Raw genomic sequence first — 15,550 nt, 5'->3', positions numbered from 1 at the left:
AATACGCGTCAACGAACCGGTTATACCGCCGGTGGCAGGCATGCGAGCATTGCGATCATGACGATCTCGGAGCGAGAGACGATCACCGCCCACCTGGCGGCGGGGCCGGTGGAGTACCGGCTGGAAGGTGACGGCCCCCAGACTGTCGTGATCTTTCACGGTGGTCACATGCGGGCCGCACTGGCTCTGGGCGAGGAGGTCTTCACCACCTCGGGTCACCGGGTGCTCGCGCCTTCTCGCCCCGGATACGGGCGGACCCTCCTGGCCACCGCCACCACGCCCGCCGCCTTCGCCGACGTCACCGCAGACCTGTGCCACACTCTGGGCACCGAGCAGGTCGCCGCGGTGGTGGGCATCTCGGCGGGCGGGCGCACCGCTGTGACCATGGCCGCCCGCCACCCGCACCTGGTGCGCCGGGTGATCCTGCAAAGCGCGGTCGGCTTCGGCCCCTGGCCCGACGACCGACGCACCTATCTGGGGGGCCGTCTGGTGTTCAACGCCCGCGTCGAAGCGGCGTCCTGGGCGGTGGTTCGGCTGCTGATGCGCGCGGCGCCGCGGGCGGGGTTGCGATTGTTGCTGCGCGACCTGTCCACCCGGCCCGTTCGCCAGGTCATGGACGGCCTGAGCGAGCACGACCAGGCCGAACTCCTCGCACTGTTCACTCTCATGCGTTCCGGTGCGGGCTTCGTCAACGACATGCTGCCTGTGCCCGACTGCACCACGCAGGTCACCCAACCGGCCTTGATCATCGCCACCCGCACCGACCGCTCGGTCCCCTTCACCCACGCCGAATCCCTCGCCGCGGCCATCTCCCAGGCCGAACTGGTGGAAAGCCGGGCCGATGGTCACATGATCTGGTTCGCCCCCGACTACCCCGCGATCACCGAGAAGATCAAAGACTTCCTCGCCACGGCCTGAGCACGGGGCGGCCGGAGTAGGCCCGCGAGGAGGATCGGAACGGTCAGTAGCGACAGGAAGACGAGGCCGACAAGTCAGCAGGTGGCTCAGCGAGCTTGCGGGGTCAGCGTCGGCGGTGACCTTGACCGAGGTCTGTTCACCAAGGCGAACATAGGTGCCGAGGCTGGCCAGGTGCTGGTGGCGGGACTCGGCCTGGAGTTCGGCGGCGGTGCGGCCGGCGGCCGCCGCTCCGTTTCACCGATCCATCACTGCGGCGAAGCCTTCGGGCGTCAGGTCCGCGACGGGGCTGGCGCCGCCGACGTCGATGAGCTGGGCGAGGCTGTCGTCGTAGCTGGCGCGGTGGTGACGGCGGGGATCTGGTCCAGATAGCGGTCGACGGCGGCCGTGATGGTGCAAACGCCGGACGGGTTGGGGTAGCCGGGGAACACGACGACAGACACGAGACCTCCGCGGGAGGATGTGACACATGACGTTGCCGAGTCGCCTCCGGTCCGGCCGATGGAGAGCCGGGTGGGAGCGGCCCGGCGGATGCCAGTGCGCCAGGGGGCCCCGTAGCGAACAGCGAAAATCCAACGGATATGGATCTGACCTGCGGTTAGTGGGTTCGGCGTGGTAGGGCGAGGAGCCGGTGATCTCGGCCACGGCCTCGCCGCCGAGGCGGGTGTAGCGCACGGCGCTGCTTCGGAATGATCCGGACGTGAGCGCTCTCCGTGACCGGCCCCTGACGGCACGGGACGACTACGGCCTCAAGGTCCGCTGTGCCCGGCCGTGCTGACCTGGTCAGACGCATCAGACACTCGGCCGGGCCAAGGGCCTGCGCCGCACACATCACCTCCAGCAGGGAGAGGCACCGAACACGTGAAGGACACCGAGATCCCGCGGGCGGTGGCCGCGGCCGTCGACACGGCCGCCGAGTACGCTCTGGGCGCCGACGACGCCGCCGTGCTGCACAACTCGAACCGGATCGCCGTCCGGCTGCGGCCCAGCGGCCTGCTCGCCCGGGTCGCGCCCCTCGCGCACCGCCTCGACTTCGAGGTCGAGATCGCCCGGCGCCTCGTCGGGACCGGCAGCCCGGTGGCGGGTCTGGATCCGAGGGCCGAGCCCCGTGTCCATGTCCGCGATGGCTTCGCTGTCACCCTCTGGACCTACTACGAGCCCACCGCCGCACCCGAGAACCATCCACCCGCCGCCTACGCCGACGCCCTGGCCCGGCTGCACGCCGGCCTGCGCCGCATCGACTTCGCCGCACCGCACTTCACCGACCGCGTCACCGACGCCCTCCGGGTGGTCGAGGACCCCGCCGTCAGCCCGGACCTCGGCGCCGCGGAACGCGCCCTGCTGAGCGACACCCTCCACGGAATCAGCCGCGCGATCCTGGACCGCGGCACGCGGCAACAGCTCCTGCACGGCGAACCGCACCCCGGCAACCTGCTCGCCACCGCGGACGGACCGCTCTTCATCGACCTGGAGACCGCCTGCCGCGGACCCGTCGAGTTCGACCTCGCGCATGCTCCGGAGGACGTCGCCGCGCACTACCCAGCCGCCGACTCCGGGCTGCTCACCGACTGCCGGATCCTCAGCCTCGCCCTCGCGGTCTCCTGGCGTTGGGACCGCGACGACCAACTCCCCGACGGGCGCAGAAGGGGCCGGGAGTGGCTCGCCCAGATGCAGGCCGACCTCGACCGCCGGGAGCACGCCGCCGGTGGCGGCCACTGAGCGGCGCCCCCGCCGAACTGGCCACACTGCGCCGTCTGGTCGACGACGGCGTCTCGGTCACCGAGGCCGCCCGCCCCCTCAAGATCGGCCGCTCCACTGCCTACGAGGCGCTGGCCCAGCGCTGAGCAGCGGCCCTGCCGTCCCGCGGCCCGTTTCTGCCATATTCCGGTGACACCCCCGGACGCTCCAACTGCTCATCCGACAGGAACCGCGTTGACATCAACCGCCTCGTACGTCACAGAACACACCAACCATGACGAACCGTAGTCGAGGAGATCGACAACCGTCCCAGAAACCTGCGTAACCGCAGCTCAGAGGCGTATCTGTTGGATTTTCGCTGTTCGCTATGGGGACCCCGACAGGTAATGCAGATTCTGTGTCACATACGCCGCGCCGAACGCGCCCGCCGCTACTCATTTTCCCGACACCCAGCGTTGGCCAGCCGCCCACCCGCCCTTACGCGCTTGCGGTCCCGGCTGACATTCCCAGCTACTCGGTGTTGCTGAATAGCGGTAGTTGGTGTTACTTTGTACTGGTAGTCAGTAGTACCGAGTAGCCGGAAGGGGGTCCATGGACAAGCAGATGACGGAGATGCTCAAAGGCACACTTGAGGGCTGCGTGCTCGAAATCATCGGCGGCGAGGAGACCTACGGGTACGCCATCACGCGCCGGCTGAACGAACTCGGCTTCGCCGACGTCGTCGAGGGGACGGTGTACACCATCCTGCTGCGGTTGGAGCGGAACGGGCTCGTCCAGGCGACGAAACGGCCCTCTGAGGTCGGTCCGCCACGCAAGTTCTACACGCTCAACGACGCCGGACGCGAAGAACTCGCAAAGTTCTGGGCGAAATGGCAATACGTCTCATCACGCATCAACAGCCTCAAGGAGAGCGGGAGATGAACTTCTGGGAGACCGTCACAGGCAGCGATCTCACCAAAGAATGGAAGGCGTTCGAAGCCCGGGCCGAGGCCCTGCCGGACGACCACCGGGCGGCGTGGGAGCAGATCAAAGGGCATCTGTTCCCCTATGGAAGCTTCACCGGCCGCAACCTGATGCCGATCTTCGACGCCGTCCTGGGGCTGCTGGAGGAAACGGCAGCGGACAGGCAGAGTGCCCAGGAGGTGCTCGGCGACGACATCGCAGGCTTCTGCGCGGCGCTGACCGGCGGAGAAGGGGCCCGCACCTATCGCGACCGGTGGCGCAAGCAGTTGAACAGGAACGTCGCAAGGAAACTGAGCCGGCTGGGAGGCTGACGTGGGCATCCAAGACATCATCGAGGGCAAGAAGCAGTGGCGGGCGCACACGGCACGCGTCAAGGCGCTCCCGCCCGACTACCGGATCGTCTACAAGGAGATGCAGAAGTACCTGTTCAAGGTCGGACCGGTCGACCTGCCCGACGGGCCACTGCTCCCCGGGGTCGTCGACTTCTTCGAGGAGGGTGCCGCCGCGGGCAAGGGGGTCCTGGAACTCATCGGCAGCGACGTCGCCGCGTTCTGCGACGACCTGATCAAGGACTCTCCCACCTACGCGGAGATCTACCGGGAATCCATCGGCGGGGAGCCCGGCGCGAACGAGAAGTAGCCCGCTCGCCCGGTGCCGGCGGAGTTCTCCGGCCGATGAGCCGAAAGAGCACCTCAGCCCCCTGTTTGCTGCTGCGCGCGCCAAGCCGCGCCAGTCCTCCCGCTCGGTCGGCGATGTGGGCGGCGGTGTAGTAGCGGCGCGCGACCGGTTGCTGGTGGGCCAGGTGGGTGACGTGGGCGTCCAGAACCCGGCGGATCGCGTGATAGTAGTCCCAGGTCTGGCCCATGCCGTTGTTGTTCGCCATGAGGCTGAGCAGTCGGCCGGTGTGGTCGATGAGGTCATCGTCGGGGTCGGGTGCGGTGATGGCCTCGTGGACGTCGGCTGCTTTGGCGACGGCGCCGACGTAGTAGCCGTTGAGGATGTCGCCGTTGATGGCTTCGCGCAACAGCCACGGGCGGGCGGCGGGCCCTTCGACCTGGCAGAGGGCCTCAACGATGTTGACTCGGCCCCATCCCGCGGTGCGCTGGGCGAGCCAAAGGAGCGCTTGGCCGCCGCCCATCCGCCGTTTCAGCGCGTGTGCAGCCAGGGGGCCGAAGGTCTCCGACAGCAGACCGATGTGCTTGATCAGGTCGATGTCCTGCTCGTCCCAGTCTGACGCGAGCAGGGCGAGGCCAACGACCGTTCTCGATCACCCGACGCTCGAATGTGACCGGTGGCAGCCCGTCGTTGGCGCTGTGCCGCCTACGCGTGTTGTAGAAGTCCGCGATCCAGGTCGCGATCCTCAGCCGGGCCTCGGCCCGGCGCCACATCCCAGGTCGAGGGCATCGCCGGGCTGCAATGCCTCGGCTGTCTCTTTCAACACCGGGTTGGGGTGCCCGGTGCCGCCGCCGCGCCGGGCGGGGTGGTGCTGTTCCCAGAACGACTCGGCATTGAGTGCGTCGGTCATCGGTCCGCCCCACTCGCGAAGAATTTCACCAGCTCGGTGGTGACGAACTCGGGGTTCTCCTTGATCAGCCAGTGCCCGGCCTTGGGCACCTCGACAGCGCGGGTGATGTTGGACATGAGGGGCTGGACCGTCGAGCGGGTGAAGTCGAGCGTGCCTTCGGCTGTCAGCAGCATCGTCGGCATGGTGATCGGCTTCGCGGCCTTGTTGTCCCGTTCGTCCTGGTCCAGGGCGCGGTAAAGCTCAAACCCACCGGTCAGGACCTGCGGGCGCTGGTATGTGCGGGCGTATTCGTCAATCTGTTGTGCGGTGAAGGGAGCCTTCGCGCCCGGCCCGCCGAAGCTGGTCCCACCATAGGCAACATACCCGTAGAAAAGAGACAGGTAGTCACGGACGTCGTCGTCGACCAGCAGCTCGGGGAACCCGTCCTGGTTGTGGAATGACATGTGCCAGCTCGCCTGCCGGTAGGCGTTCGCGCTGAGAGCGGGGCCGGGCATCGGATAGTCGAGGTGGGCGTACTTGACGACCTCGTCCGGGAACTGTGTGGCGTACTGGAACGCCACACCGGCGCCGAGATCATGCCCGACCAGCTTGATCTTGTTCAGCCCCAGCTTGCCGGCGAGCAGCCGGTGGACGTAGCGGGCCAGGGTGGCCTTGTCGTAACCGGACGGCGCACCCTCGCTGTCGCCGAGTCCCGGCAGATCAAGCGCATACACGGTGTATTTCTCGGCGAGCGCCGGCATGATCTCGCGCCACGAGTACCACGACTGGGGCCAGCCGTGCAGGAGGACGAGCGGCTCGCCGGTGCCGCCGGTGACGTAGTGCATCTTCACGCCGTCGACGTCGGCTGTCTCGTGCTTGAATCGACGGTTGAACTGGGCGTCATCCCGGGTGGCCGCGTCGTAACCTGCCGCGATGGTGGCGCTCGCTTGCTGCGACGTCGTGTTCTGCGCCCTGCCGCCGGTGGTCGTGCAAGCTGTCGTCAGGACGAGCGCGGCCGTGACGGCTGCGACGGTGCGCGACCACCGTGTTGCTGGTCTCGAAGTTGCTGCTGATGTGAGCATTGGTTACTTACCTCCGTTACCAGCATGACCAGCAGCGTTGCCTATTTGCGAGAAACGTTGCGGATCCGCATCATGGGTTCATGAACGTCACATCGCACGACGTCCTTGCGGGCGTCGGCCCGCGCCTGCGCGCACTACGTCAGGCCCGGAACATCTCGCTGGCCGCCTTGGCGGCAGAGACCGGCCTGACCGCAAGCACGCTGTCGCGTCTCGAGAACGGGAAACTGCGCCCGACACTGGAGCAACTGTTGCCGCTGGCGCGGGCGCACGGCGTCCCGCTCGACGAACTGGTCGCGGCCCCGCCCACCGGCGATCCACGTATCCACCTGCGGCCAGTACGGCGATCCGGCTTCACCGTCGTGCCGCTGACCAGACGTCCCGGAGGCATCCAGGCCTACAAAGTGATCTATCCACCGGCCGGGAAATCGGCTACGACGACACTGCAGACCCACGAGGGGTACGAATGGTTCTACGTACTCAACGGATATGTCAGGCTCGTCCTCGGTGACCAGGAATACCAGCTAGGCCCCGGCGAAGCCGCAGAGTTCGACACCCGTATCCCGCACCAGATCGGCAGCGCCGACTCTCAGGCCGCGGAGCTGCTCACGCTCTTCGGCGCGCAAGGCGAACGCGCCCACCTATCGCCCTTCCTGACATCGCCCACCTGAACGAACCGGCTCTGGAGTAAACATTTCACCCAAGCCGCGTCGAGGGTGGCGCGACCAGCGACAGCATCCCCCGGGACAAGGTCTTCTCCGAGAAGATCTCCACCCTGATGCGGGTGCGCCCGCGGTTCGAGGCCGCGCTCGCCCAGGCCCGCGAGCAGGGAGCGGAGGAGCCCCGACCACCCCCATCCCCGGCGCGGGCCGAGACCGGCCCCCAGACCCCATGCCTCGATGTCCGCCCGGCGGCCGGTGAAGCCGCGCCCCCGATTAAATCGGTCGCTTCGCTTTGTCGCGGATGAATACGATCACGGCACGCTCTGGGGGCGCCTGGACTCACGGAAGGACATCTCCGCGATGCTAGACCTGATCTTCGATCTGGAGACCCAGGATCCCGACGACGTACTGACCCTGTGCCTGGTAGCGGGACATCCGGCCGTACGACTGCGCGCGGTCACCGTCACTCCGGGGTCGCCGACGCAGGTGGGACTGGTCCGGCACGTCCTGCGACGGCTGGAGCGAGACGATGTCGCGGTGGGCGCCAGCGATCCCGGTACGGGTAAGAGCCATGTGTCGGGCTTCCATGACCGCTGGCTCGGCACCCCTCCCGAGGCCCAGCCGGACGCCCCGCCCGCCGACGTCATCGCCGAGACCCTACGGTGTCACCCCGGGGCCACGCTCCTCACCGGCGGACCCCTGCACAACCTCCGGAGGTTCCTCGAGATGTATCCGGGAGTGAGTCTGAGCCGGTGGGTGGCCCAGGGCGGGTTCGCGGGCGACAACGTCGTACCGCCCGAGCACCGGTTGACGAAGTTCGAGGGCCGCACGGTATGCCCGACGTTCAACTTCAACGGTGAGCCCCGGGCGGCCCTGCTCGCTCTGTCCTCGACCGGGATCGCACGGCGCGAGCTGGTGTCCAAGAACGTCACTCACGGCGTCGCCTACGACGGCGAGTTCCACGAGCGGTTGCGACCACACCGCGACCGTACCGCCGGGCTCGCCCTGATATTCGCCGGCATGAAGCACTACCTGCGCAAGCGGCCCGGGGGGAAGCTGCTGCACGACCCCACCGCGGCCTGCGTGGCCATCGACCGCGCCATCGCCACGTGGGCCGAGGTCGAGATGGTCCGGGAGGAAGGCGGATGGGGTGCGCTGCCGGCGGCGGGCAGCGGGACGTTCGTCACGACCGCGCTCGACCACGAGCGGCTCTTCGAGGTCTTCGTCGGTGAGGGTGCAAATCTGCAGCGGGATGTCAGTACTGCCACCTGCGCATTCTGCATGAAGTGTCAGCGAATCTGCACGTGCTGTCAGTGAGAACAACTCCACAGGGTCGACGCCCCTTTGACGACAGGTCTACATACGGGCCATGGGGGTTGATCAGCAACCGAACGGCCAGTGGTGTTGGCGACCTGCCGACGGTCGGCTTACCGCCACTGGCGGACACCTTCGTCCTGCCCGAGCCGGCTCCCGGCCCATCCGCGACCTACCCGCCCCGGACACCGCGGGCGGTCAGCTTCAAGGCGGCTGATCCGGCTGGCGACCGGGGTCCGAAATGTTCGCGCGCGTAAGCGCAGAGCGTCACAGCGGTGATGAACGCCACCTCGATCCCCAGCACCTTGTCCAGAATGGTGAAGCCTGATAACCGCCGCAGAACGGCCAGAACACCACCTACCCGAACCAACCTAACGAAGTACTACCTAGGACTCGTCCTGGCAGGGAATCGTCGCCGCCGTTGGCGCGGCAGGCGCGTTCTCAAGGAAGGCCTGGGTTGAGACGGCATAGGCGGAACACAGAAGCCGGCCAAGGCGCGTCGCCCTGCCGTCACCGAAACGCCGGGTGGGAACACCCATGACATGCAGGCGCCGTTCCAGGGCCACGCCTGAGACCGCGACCACCGTGTCACCGTACCGATCAACCCAGCGAAACGCGTCCCGGAGCAGCGCAAAAGCAAGCGTGCCGAAACCCGCTGCCGTAGTGCGGGGCCAGGCCCGGCCGGTGGCCAGGCGGCTGAGCTCCCAGATGCTCGGATCACGAGGAGCAGGGGCGCCGCGCAGCGTCTCGGAGAAGACGTCGGGGATCATATAAGGACCGTCGGTGGGCAGGAGCCGACAGCACCCTGTGACCTCCCGGCAGACCTCCCCATGGCTGATCACATAGACCGGATCGCAGTCGTCGTAGGAATCTCGCTCCATTCCGTGGAGGCTGTCGACGTCCCAGCGGAGGCGTTCGTAGAACACCTCGTAGCGGAGGCGGAACATGCCGGTGAGTAACCACGCCGGGAGATCATCCGTGCGGCCGACGACAATCCGTTGTACGCACCCCATAGGGCTGGTCAATGAATGGTTGCCGGCGTCGATGTCGTATCTCTCCAGTGATCGGGTCCCGCGCCACCCACTGGCTGGCGTTTGGCATGCGCTGCGCCTTGTTGCGCCACTCGTTGACGAGCAGTCCGGCTACACCCCCAGCGTGACCACCTCACCGGCGAACCGGTAAGAAACCGTCCTGATCGGACCATACGCCCTGGGCGGGGCGGGTCAAGCACTTTCTATGCCCTCGCCAGGACAGGAGCACCCCGTGATTCTGTTGTGTGGTGTTGCCTGCCGTTTTTTAGTGGTCTGCCGTGTGATGTGGCTACTACCAGCATTAACCGGGAGCAACTGACCGTGTCCGCATCGTCGCGAAGTGACGATGTCTTGAACCGTAGAGACTTCCGATGTGGTGGTCTTGCGCTTTTAGGATCTTGTTAGTGCGCCGCGCGCCCTCGCCGGGGCAGGCCCCTCCGTGGCGCGGGCGCTGGGGAAGACCTCGCTGCAGCTCAAAGGGCCAAGCGTCGTGGGCGGCGTGATCACCATGCCGACGAGCTCGGCAGCCGTACTGCCCCGGGACCGCCTACCCCACCTGGTACAGCCAGTACGACACGCTCTGCGAAGCACCCGGCGGCTGGTAGGCCTCCACCGTCGCGCCCTCGTACCCGTAGGTCGTCGAGACCGTGCTCGTGGCCCCCGTCTCGTAGTCCTCGTACTTCTCTTCGTAGTTCTTCGTGATGAACATCTGGCTGGTGTCGTAGACGCTTTCCACGATCACCCGCCCGGGCCCGAACACGCCGATGAGGTCCTGCCGGAACAGCTTCAGGCGGGCCTTGCATCCGGTGCACGGCCCGATGTTGCCGACCACCACGACCCGGATGTGGGCGTCATGAGGGAACGAGGAATGAAGCGCCTCGATCCAGTCCCAGGCTTCCTGCAGGACGGCGACCTCGCTGTCCTGTTTGGACATGCGCGCCTGCGCCTTGTCGACGCGTCCCTGGTAGCTGCGGCTGGCGTCTTTGGTATCCGCCAGGGAGTAGCGCGTCGTCCCCCCGGAACGCGCTCCCGCGACCGGGGTCTTGTAGCTGTGCGCCTCGTCGAAGGAGAGGTCTCCGTTGGCCATCACCAGCGCCCGGGAGAACAGGCCCGTGCCCTTGGCACGGATCTCTGCCAGCGACTGTGCGATCTGCGGTGCCGCGGGGTCTGAGGTGAGAGCTTCGGGGGGCGTCGCGGTCATCGTGGTCCTCCTTGACCAGAAAGAAGAACCTCAGCCTTTCATCCGGAAGGGTGCTGTCAAGGCACGTCAGCGTCCGGCTCAGGCCAGCCTGCTCCGCGCAAGCAAGAAGGTCGACGCGGAACCTGCGAGCCGGACCGGCCGGGGAAGGCCGGGCAGTACTTCAGCCTCCCCGATCTTCTTGTCGTGTGAGTCGGCCGATCGGCCGGGTCGGAGCCTCGGCCGCGCCGTGGTCCCGGGCCGTCCTCCAACTGGAGCGAAGACAACCCCTGCGCATCGCGGAGACTTCTCTGAGCGTCACTGAGACGCTCACGCTCTTCCGCTGCGGCGGCCGTCGACGCCGGAGAACGCCTCTCCCGACACCGTGCCCGTCCCGACTCAAGGGCTTCAGGTATCGAGCCTGATCAGGTGAAGAGACGGGCATCCGAGCCGATGGGGCATCCGTCGTCTTTGCATCAGCCGCCGGAATCCGTTCGGCACAGTAACTTGCGGGAATTTACATTCCCGGTAGTTACTTGGACCTGGGAGAGACGCAACAGATCTTGTTTATTTATTTTTAATTTCTGGAAAATCAAAGATGCTAGGCTGCTGCGCATGCGGGAGCCGGGTGCGATGACGCCGTGTAAACACTGTGGGACGCCGATCGAGCAGAGGCCTGGGAGGGGACGGCCGAGGGCCTACTGCGCGCAGGGAGACTGCCAGGCGGTGGCCAAGCGCGAACGCGAGATGCGGCGGGCGACACCGGGGCTTGAGGGGGCACTGGCCAGAGCCGAGGAGTTCTACGAGCGCATGGAGAAGGGGATGACCGCGGCGATCGCGCCGCTGGCGCAGGTGCTGGCGCAGGAGCTGAGCCCGGCGGGGGTGGAGGCCAAGGTGAGCGCGGTGCAGGCCGAGGCGCACACCCGGGTGGCGATCGCGCGCACCGAGCGGGAACAGGCCTTCGAGCAGGTACGCCTGGCGCGGGAGGCTTCCGAGCACGCCCGGCGCGAGCGGGACGCGATGACGCGCCGCGTGGAGGAGGCCAATGCCGAACGTGACAACGCCCTGGCCGACGCGGAGACCGCCAGGGAGCAGGCACTGGCCGCGCTGCACGAGGCGGCCAGCACCGAACGCCGGGCCAGGCAGGCCGAGCAGGAGGCCACTCGCAGGGCCCAGCGGGCCGAAGCGGCCAGAGACGCGGCGCTGCGGGAGATGGCCGAGCGCGTCGAGGCCGCGGAGGCCGAGGCGCGCCGGGCCGAGGCGCGGGCCGTTCACGAACAGGAGCAGGCCGAGGGGGCACGAGCCGAGCGCGACCAGGCGTTGCGGGAGGCCGCGAGCGCGCAGGAGGCCAAGGGACAGGCCGAGCGTTCCGCTTCGGCCGCCTCGGCGCGTGCCGAGGCGGCCGAAGCGGAACGGGACCGGGCGCTGGCGCGTGCCGACGCCGCGGCGACCGCCCATGCCGAAGCCCTGACCGAGGCGGCCGAGGCGCGCACACGGGCCGACCGGGCGGACAAGCAGGCGGCCGAGGCGGAGAAGCGGACGGCGCGCCGGGTGGCCAAGGCCGAGGAACGGGCCGCCGAGAAGATCGCCGAGGCGGAGGAGCGCGCGGCGGCCAGGGCCGCCGAGGCGCTCGCCGAACGTGACGAGATGCGCCTGCGATTGGCCATGGAACAGATGCGCCTGTCGGACCTACGCGACCAGATGGAGACATTGCGCGCCGAGTCCGCCCAGCTCAGGGAACGCGCCGTCGCCGCTGAACTGCGGGCCGAGCCATCCGGGGCCGAGGGCTGACGAGCGGCTGGGCGCGGGGCCTGCCGCAGGTTCACGACAGGTTGAAGATCACCAGGGGATGACGCCGTCGTCCTCGAAGAACGAGCCGGTCGGACCCCCGTCGGGCAGGGTGGCGAGCCGGATCGCCGTGGCCGCGCCCTGCTCGGGGGTGCGGGGCCCCTGGAAGCCGGTGAAGTCGGTCGCGACCAGGCCCGGGCAGGCGGCGTTGATCAGGATGTCCGTACCGGCGAACTGCCGGGCGTACTGCACGGTGACGGCGTTGAGGAAGGACTTCGACGGCGCGTAGGCCGCCATGACAGGGCCGATCTCGATGTCCGGGTCCGCCTGCCGGGTGAGGGAGGCGACGCTACTGGAGACGTTGACGATGCGTGGCGACGCCGAGCGCCGTAGCAGCGGCAGCATCGCGTTGGTGACCCGGATGACGCCGATCACGTTGGTCTCCACGACCGTGCGGACCACATCGAGGTCGAGCGCTGTCGGGTCCTGCACCCAGCCCGGACCCACCGGTCCTGAGATGCCGGCGTTGTTGACCAGGACGTCCAGACGCCCAGCCTGCCGTTCGACCAGTTCCGCGGCCTCGGTGACGCTCTGGTCGCCGGTCACGTCCAGCGGCACCCCGAACGCCTCCACCCCGGCGGCGCGCAGCTTCTCGACGGCGGTCTTGAGCCGAACCTCGTCGCGGGCTCCCACGCCCACGCGGTATCCGAGGGTGCCCAGCCCGGCCGCGATCTCGTACCCGATTCCCTTGTTCGCGCCGGTCACCAGCGCGGTCTTCGTTTCACTCATGCCGTTGATGGTCGCGGGTGGACAAGCGATGCATCCAACACCGATACGGCATCCTGTCATACCCGACAGGTATCACCGAGGTATGTTGTGGCGGTGGACACTCTGGAAACCCGCGAGTTGAGGTACTTCGTGGCCGTCGCCGAGGAACTGCACTTCGGCCGGGCCGCCGAACGCCTCGGCATGGCCCAGCCACCGCTGTCCCGGGCGATCCAGCAGCTCGAGCGGCGCCTGGGCGTCTCCCTGCTGAAACGTAACCGCCGCGGCGTCCTTCTGACCGGCGCCGGCGAGGTGTTGCTGCACGAGGGCCGCGCGGCCCTGGACGCGACCACCGCCGCCGCCCGCCGCGCCCGCCGCGCCGGTGGCGCCGACGATCCGGACGGCCCTCGCAACCGCCTGGTACTGGCGGTGAAGGCCGCCGGCTCCCACGAGCTGCTGCGAAAGCTTCTCGACGCCTACGCGGCCGAACCCGGCGCCGCCGAGATCGAGGTGCTGCCGTGCGGCCTCTGCGAGCAGGAAGGGCTGCTGCGCGACGGTCGCGCCGATGTGGCGCTCATGCACGCGCCGTTCAACTCCCTCGCCGGGTTCGACAGCGAGGAACTGATGACCGAAGGGCAGATCGCCATCCTGCCCGCCGGACACCCCCTCGCCGCGCGCAAGACCCTGTCCCTGGCCGACGTCGGCGATGTCCCCGATCTTCCTCTCGCCCGCTGGCCCCGCCACGGCGTCTACCCGCCGGGGCCGGGCCCCGAGATCCGCGACCAGACACAGCTGGCCCAGCTGATCGCCCTCGGACGCACCGTGGCCGTCCTCCCCGACTCCGCCCGTTCCTGGCTGTGGGCCGAGCACACCGCCGTCCCCCTGACCGACGCGCCCCCCGTCGTCACCCACATCGCCTGGCCCGCGCACAGCCGCTCCCTCGCCCTCGCCGGCCTGGTCCGCACGGCCACACGACTGTGACGCTCTCCCGCCCTTCGCACTGGTCCGACGATGCGGGTATGACGACCTCTGGCCGGACCACGGCTTCTCCGGCAGCGCGAAGGCGCATCGCGGGCCGGTACGCCAGCGTCAGGGCGTAACGGGAATCCCCGTCGTTCACGAGAGGGAGAAAGTCAAGGTAAGACTCCTCGCATGGAGTTTTTCTGTTATCACCGCGATCGACCTGACTCAGCGGCCCTGCGCGACGAACTGGTGGAAGAGCACTGGTCCTACATGGACGGGTACGCGGCAACGATGATCGCGCGTGGCCCGACCCTCGGCCCCGGCGGCGAGACGGCCACCGGCAGTGTGCACATCGTCGATCTGCCCGATCTCGCCACGGCGCGTGCTTTCGCCTTCGAAGAGCCCAACTACCAGGCCGGTGTGTATCGGGACGTGATGCTGCGCCGATGGCGCAACGTACTGGGGCGCACCATGTGGGATTTTCCCGGCGACCGAGACGGCGGTGACCGGTATCTGGTGGTGGGCCTCGGCTCCGGGCAGGCTGCCGACCTCGTCCCGCCGCCCGGCCGGGACGGCCTGATCGCCTATGGACCGTTGCTGTCGGACGACGGCACCACCTGGCTGGGTACGGCGCTGCTGGTCCAGGCGCCGGGACCGGACGCGGCACGCGACGTCCTGACCGCGGGCCGGTACGCCGACATCGAGGTCCACGACTGGAGGTTCGGCGGGCGGCGATGATAAGTGCTTGACCGGCGCCGAGGGCGGGTGACGAGTATCGTCACCCGCCCTCGGCCCTACGTTGCGGCATCATATTTCCATCTGGCAATATGAGTGCATGAGCGCCTACGCAGCCCTGGCCGAGCCGCACCGCAGACAGATTCTCGACCTGTTGCGTGACGGCGAGCGGCCCGCCGGGGAACTGGTGAAACGCCTCGACCTCAGCCAACCCGGCGTGTCGAAGCACCTCAAGGTATTGCGCGAGGCCGGACTCGTCGTGGTGCGCAAAAACGGCAAGCAGCGCATGTACGCGTTGCGCCCGGATCCCCTCGCCGAGGTCGACCAGTGGCTGGAGCCCTATCGCGTGTTCTGGTCCAGACACCTCGACACCCTGGAACGACACCTGGAGGAGAACCCATGATCGACGGAACCCTGGAAACCATCGACGGCCGCCCGGCGCTGCGCTTCGAGCGCACGCTCGCCTACCCGGTCGAGCGCGTGTGGCGAGCCGTCAGCGTGCCCGCGGAGCTCGAGCGCTGGTTTCCCGCGGCCGCGGACTGGACACCGGCGACGGGAGAGAGATTCGAAGTCGCCGGCGTGACCGGCGAGGTGACAGAGGTCGATCCACCCCACCGCCTGGCCTGGACCTATGCCGGCCAGGCGTACAGCTTCGATCTGACCGCTCACGGAGACGGCTGCCGCCTGGTCTTCACCCACGTCTTCGACGACCGCGACACCTCAGCGCAGACCGCCACCGGCTGGGACGCCTACCTTTCGCGGCTTGAGCCTCATCTCGCCGGCAAGGACCTCTCGGAAGAGGACGCGCACGAGGGGTGGGAGAAGAATCACGAACGCTACGCCGAGCGCTTCGGGGTCGACCCCGCGCCGGGTCGGCGCTTCGCGGCGGCTTTGCGCGCAGACAACGGCGACACCTGATCCCTCGCACCACGGCGGCCGTCCCGCCCAATTCGGTG

Annotated in this window: 19 protein-coding genes; 13 read left to right on the top strand and 6 right to left on the bottom strand. The window is 68.1% G+C overall.

Annotated features, from left to right (window positions below):
- The first annotated feature begins 57 nt into the window (after positions 1-57).
- The 6 genes from AB0B90_RS18690 to AB0B90_RS18665 all read left to right on the top strand — a co-directional run bounded on the left by AB0B90_RS18690 (position 58) and on the right by AB0B90_RS18665 (position 4,215).
- Complete coding sequence (locus AB0B90_RS18690) at positions 58-918, top strand: alpha/beta hydrolase (RefSeq protein WP_362923653.1); 861 nt, start codon at positions 58-60, stop codon at positions 916-918.
- Positions 919-999: 81 nt separating this feature from the next.
- Positions 1,000-1,287 (top strand): hypothetical protein, encoded by a 288-nt coding sequence (locus AB0B90_RS18685; RefSeq protein ID WP_362923651.1) that lies wholly within the window; start codon positions 1,000-1,002, stop codon positions 1,285-1,287.
- A gap of 489 nt (positions 1,288-1,776) precedes the next feature.
- Positions 1,777-2,634, top strand: a complete 858-nt coding sequence (locus AB0B90_RS18680) for a phosphotransferase (RefSeq protein ID WP_362923649.1) — start codon at positions 1,777-1,779, stop codon at positions 2,632-2,634.
- A 570-nt stretch (positions 2,635-3,204) separates the two neighbouring features.
- Positions 3,205-3,534, top strand: a complete 330-nt coding sequence (locus tag AB0B90_RS18675; protein WP_362923647.1) for a PadR family transcriptional regulator — start codon at positions 3,205-3,207, stop codon at positions 3,532-3,534.
- Entirely contained in the window at positions 3,531-3,887 is a 357-nt protein-coding gene (locus AB0B90_RS18670) for a DUF1048 domain-containing protein (RefSeq protein ID WP_350950081.1), read from the top strand. The genes AB0B90_RS18675 and AB0B90_RS18670 overlap by 4 nt, the downstream gene beginning before the upstream one ends.
- Before the next feature lies 1 nt (position 3,888).
- Positions 3,889-4,215: a DUF1048 domain-containing protein gene (locus AB0B90_RS18665; protein WP_350950082.1), complete on the top strand. Its 327-nt coding sequence runs from the start codon at positions 3,889-3,891 to the stop codon at positions 4,213-4,215.
- Here AB0B90_RS18665 and AB0B90_RS18660 read toward each other — a convergent pair.
- The 3 genes from AB0B90_RS18660 to AB0B90_RS18650 form a co-directional block, all read right to left on the bottom strand.
- On the bottom strand, positions 4,142-4,714 hold the full coding sequence (locus AB0B90_RS18660) for a hypothetical protein (RefSeq protein WP_350950083.1): 573 nt from the start codon (positions 4,712-4,714) through the stop codon (positions 4,142-4,144). The genes AB0B90_RS18665 and AB0B90_RS18660 overlap by 74 nt on opposite strands.
- 222 nt (positions 4,715-4,936) lie before the next feature.
- The gene (locus tag AB0B90_RS18655) at positions 4,937-5,101 is read right to left on the bottom strand and encodes a hypothetical protein (RefSeq protein ID WP_350950084.1); all 165 of its coding nucleotides are present in this window, start codon (positions 5,099-5,101) and stop codon (positions 4,937-4,939) included.
- Complete coding sequence (locus AB0B90_RS18650) at positions 5,098-6,162, bottom strand: alpha/beta hydrolase (protein ID WP_350950085.1); 1,065 nt, start codon at positions 6,160-6,162, stop codon at positions 5,098-5,100. The genes AB0B90_RS18655 and AB0B90_RS18650 overlap by 4 nt, the downstream gene beginning before the upstream one ends.
- An 80-nt stretch (positions 6,163-6,242) precedes the next feature.
- Here AB0B90_RS18650 and AB0B90_RS18645 point away from each other — a divergent pair, with 80 nt between their 5' ends.
- Positions 6,243-6,830, top strand: coding sequence for an XRE family transcriptional regulator (locus AB0B90_RS18645; protein WP_350950086.1), 588 nt, complete (start codon positions 6,243-6,245; stop codon positions 6,828-6,830).
- A gap of 351 nt (positions 6,831-7,181) precedes the next feature.
- A complete protein-coding gene (locus AB0B90_RS18640) occupies positions 7,182-8,138 on the top strand; it encodes a nucleoside hydrolase (protein WP_350950087.1) in 957 nt (318 codons plus the stop codon).
- Positions 8,139-8,521: 383 nt separating this feature from the next.
- On the opposite strand, the gene AB0B90_RS18635 is transcribed toward AB0B90_RS18640, so the two are convergent.
- Together AB0B90_RS18635 and AB0B90_RS18630 are read right to left on the bottom strand one after the other, a co-directional pair.
- A complete protein-coding gene (locus AB0B90_RS18635; RefSeq protein ID WP_362923643.1) occupies positions 8,522-9,082 on the bottom strand; it encodes an acyl-homoserine-lactone synthase in 561 nt (186 codons plus the stop codon).
- Between the two features lie 631 nt (positions 9,083-9,713).
- On the bottom strand, positions 9,714-10,367 hold the full coding sequence (locus AB0B90_RS18630; protein ID WP_350950089.1) for a hypothetical protein: 654 nt from the start codon (positions 10,365-10,367) through the stop codon (positions 9,714-9,716).
- Positions 10,368-11,069: 702 nt separating this feature from the next.
- On the opposite strand from AB0B90_RS18630, the gene AB0B90_RS18625 reads away from it, so the two are divergent.
- On the top strand, positions 11,070-12,134 hold the full coding sequence (locus AB0B90_RS18625) for a hypothetical protein (RefSeq protein WP_350949674.1): 1,065 nt from the start codon (positions 11,070-11,072) through the stop codon (positions 12,132-12,134).
- A gap of 48 nt (positions 12,135-12,182) precedes the next feature.
- Here AB0B90_RS18625 and AB0B90_RS18620 read toward each other — a convergent pair whose 3' ends face one another.
- Positions 12,183-12,920 carry an SDR family oxidoreductase gene (locus AB0B90_RS18620; RefSeq protein ID WP_350949675.1) on the bottom strand — a complete coding sequence of 246 codons (738 nt, stop codon included), beginning with the start codon at positions 12,918-12,920 and terminating at the stop codon, positions 12,183-12,185.
- Positions 12,921-13,013: 93 nt separating this feature from the next.
- Here AB0B90_RS18620 and AB0B90_RS18615 point away from each other — a divergent pair, with 93 nt between their 5' ends.
- From AB0B90_RS18615 to AB0B90_RS18600, 4 genes are all read left to right on the top strand, one after another.
- Positions 13,014-13,877, top strand: coding sequence for a LysR family transcriptional regulator (locus AB0B90_RS18615; protein ID WP_350949676.1), 864 nt, complete (start codon positions 13,014-13,016; stop codon positions 13,875-13,877).
- Between the two features lie 171 nt (positions 13,878-14,048).
- Positions 14,049-14,597 (top strand): YciI family protein, encoded by a 549-nt coding sequence (locus AB0B90_RS18610; RefSeq protein WP_350949677.1) that lies wholly within the window; start codon positions 14,049-14,051, stop codon positions 14,595-14,597.
- 97 nt (positions 14,598-14,694) lie between these two features.
- Complete coding sequence (locus AB0B90_RS18605; protein ID WP_362904284.1) at positions 14,695-14,997, top strand: metalloregulator ArsR/SmtB family transcription factor; 303 nt, start codon at positions 14,695-14,697, stop codon at positions 14,995-14,997.
- Positions 14,994-15,512 (top strand): SRPBCC domain-containing protein, encoded by a 519-nt coding sequence (locus AB0B90_RS18600; RefSeq protein WP_350949679.1) that lies wholly within the window; start codon positions 14,994-14,996, stop codon positions 15,510-15,512. The genes AB0B90_RS18605 and AB0B90_RS18600 overlap by 4 nt, the downstream gene beginning before the upstream one ends.
- Positions 15,513-15,550: the final 38 nt, after the last annotated feature.

It is taken from the genome of Streptosporangium sp. NPDC049078 (assembly GCF_040648855.1).
Lineage (GTDB): Bacteria > Actinomycetota > Actinomycetes > Streptosporangiales > Streptosporangiaceae > Streptosporangium.
Note: the sequence above shows the minus strand (reverse complement) of the source record. Positions and strands in the feature narration are given on the sequence as shown.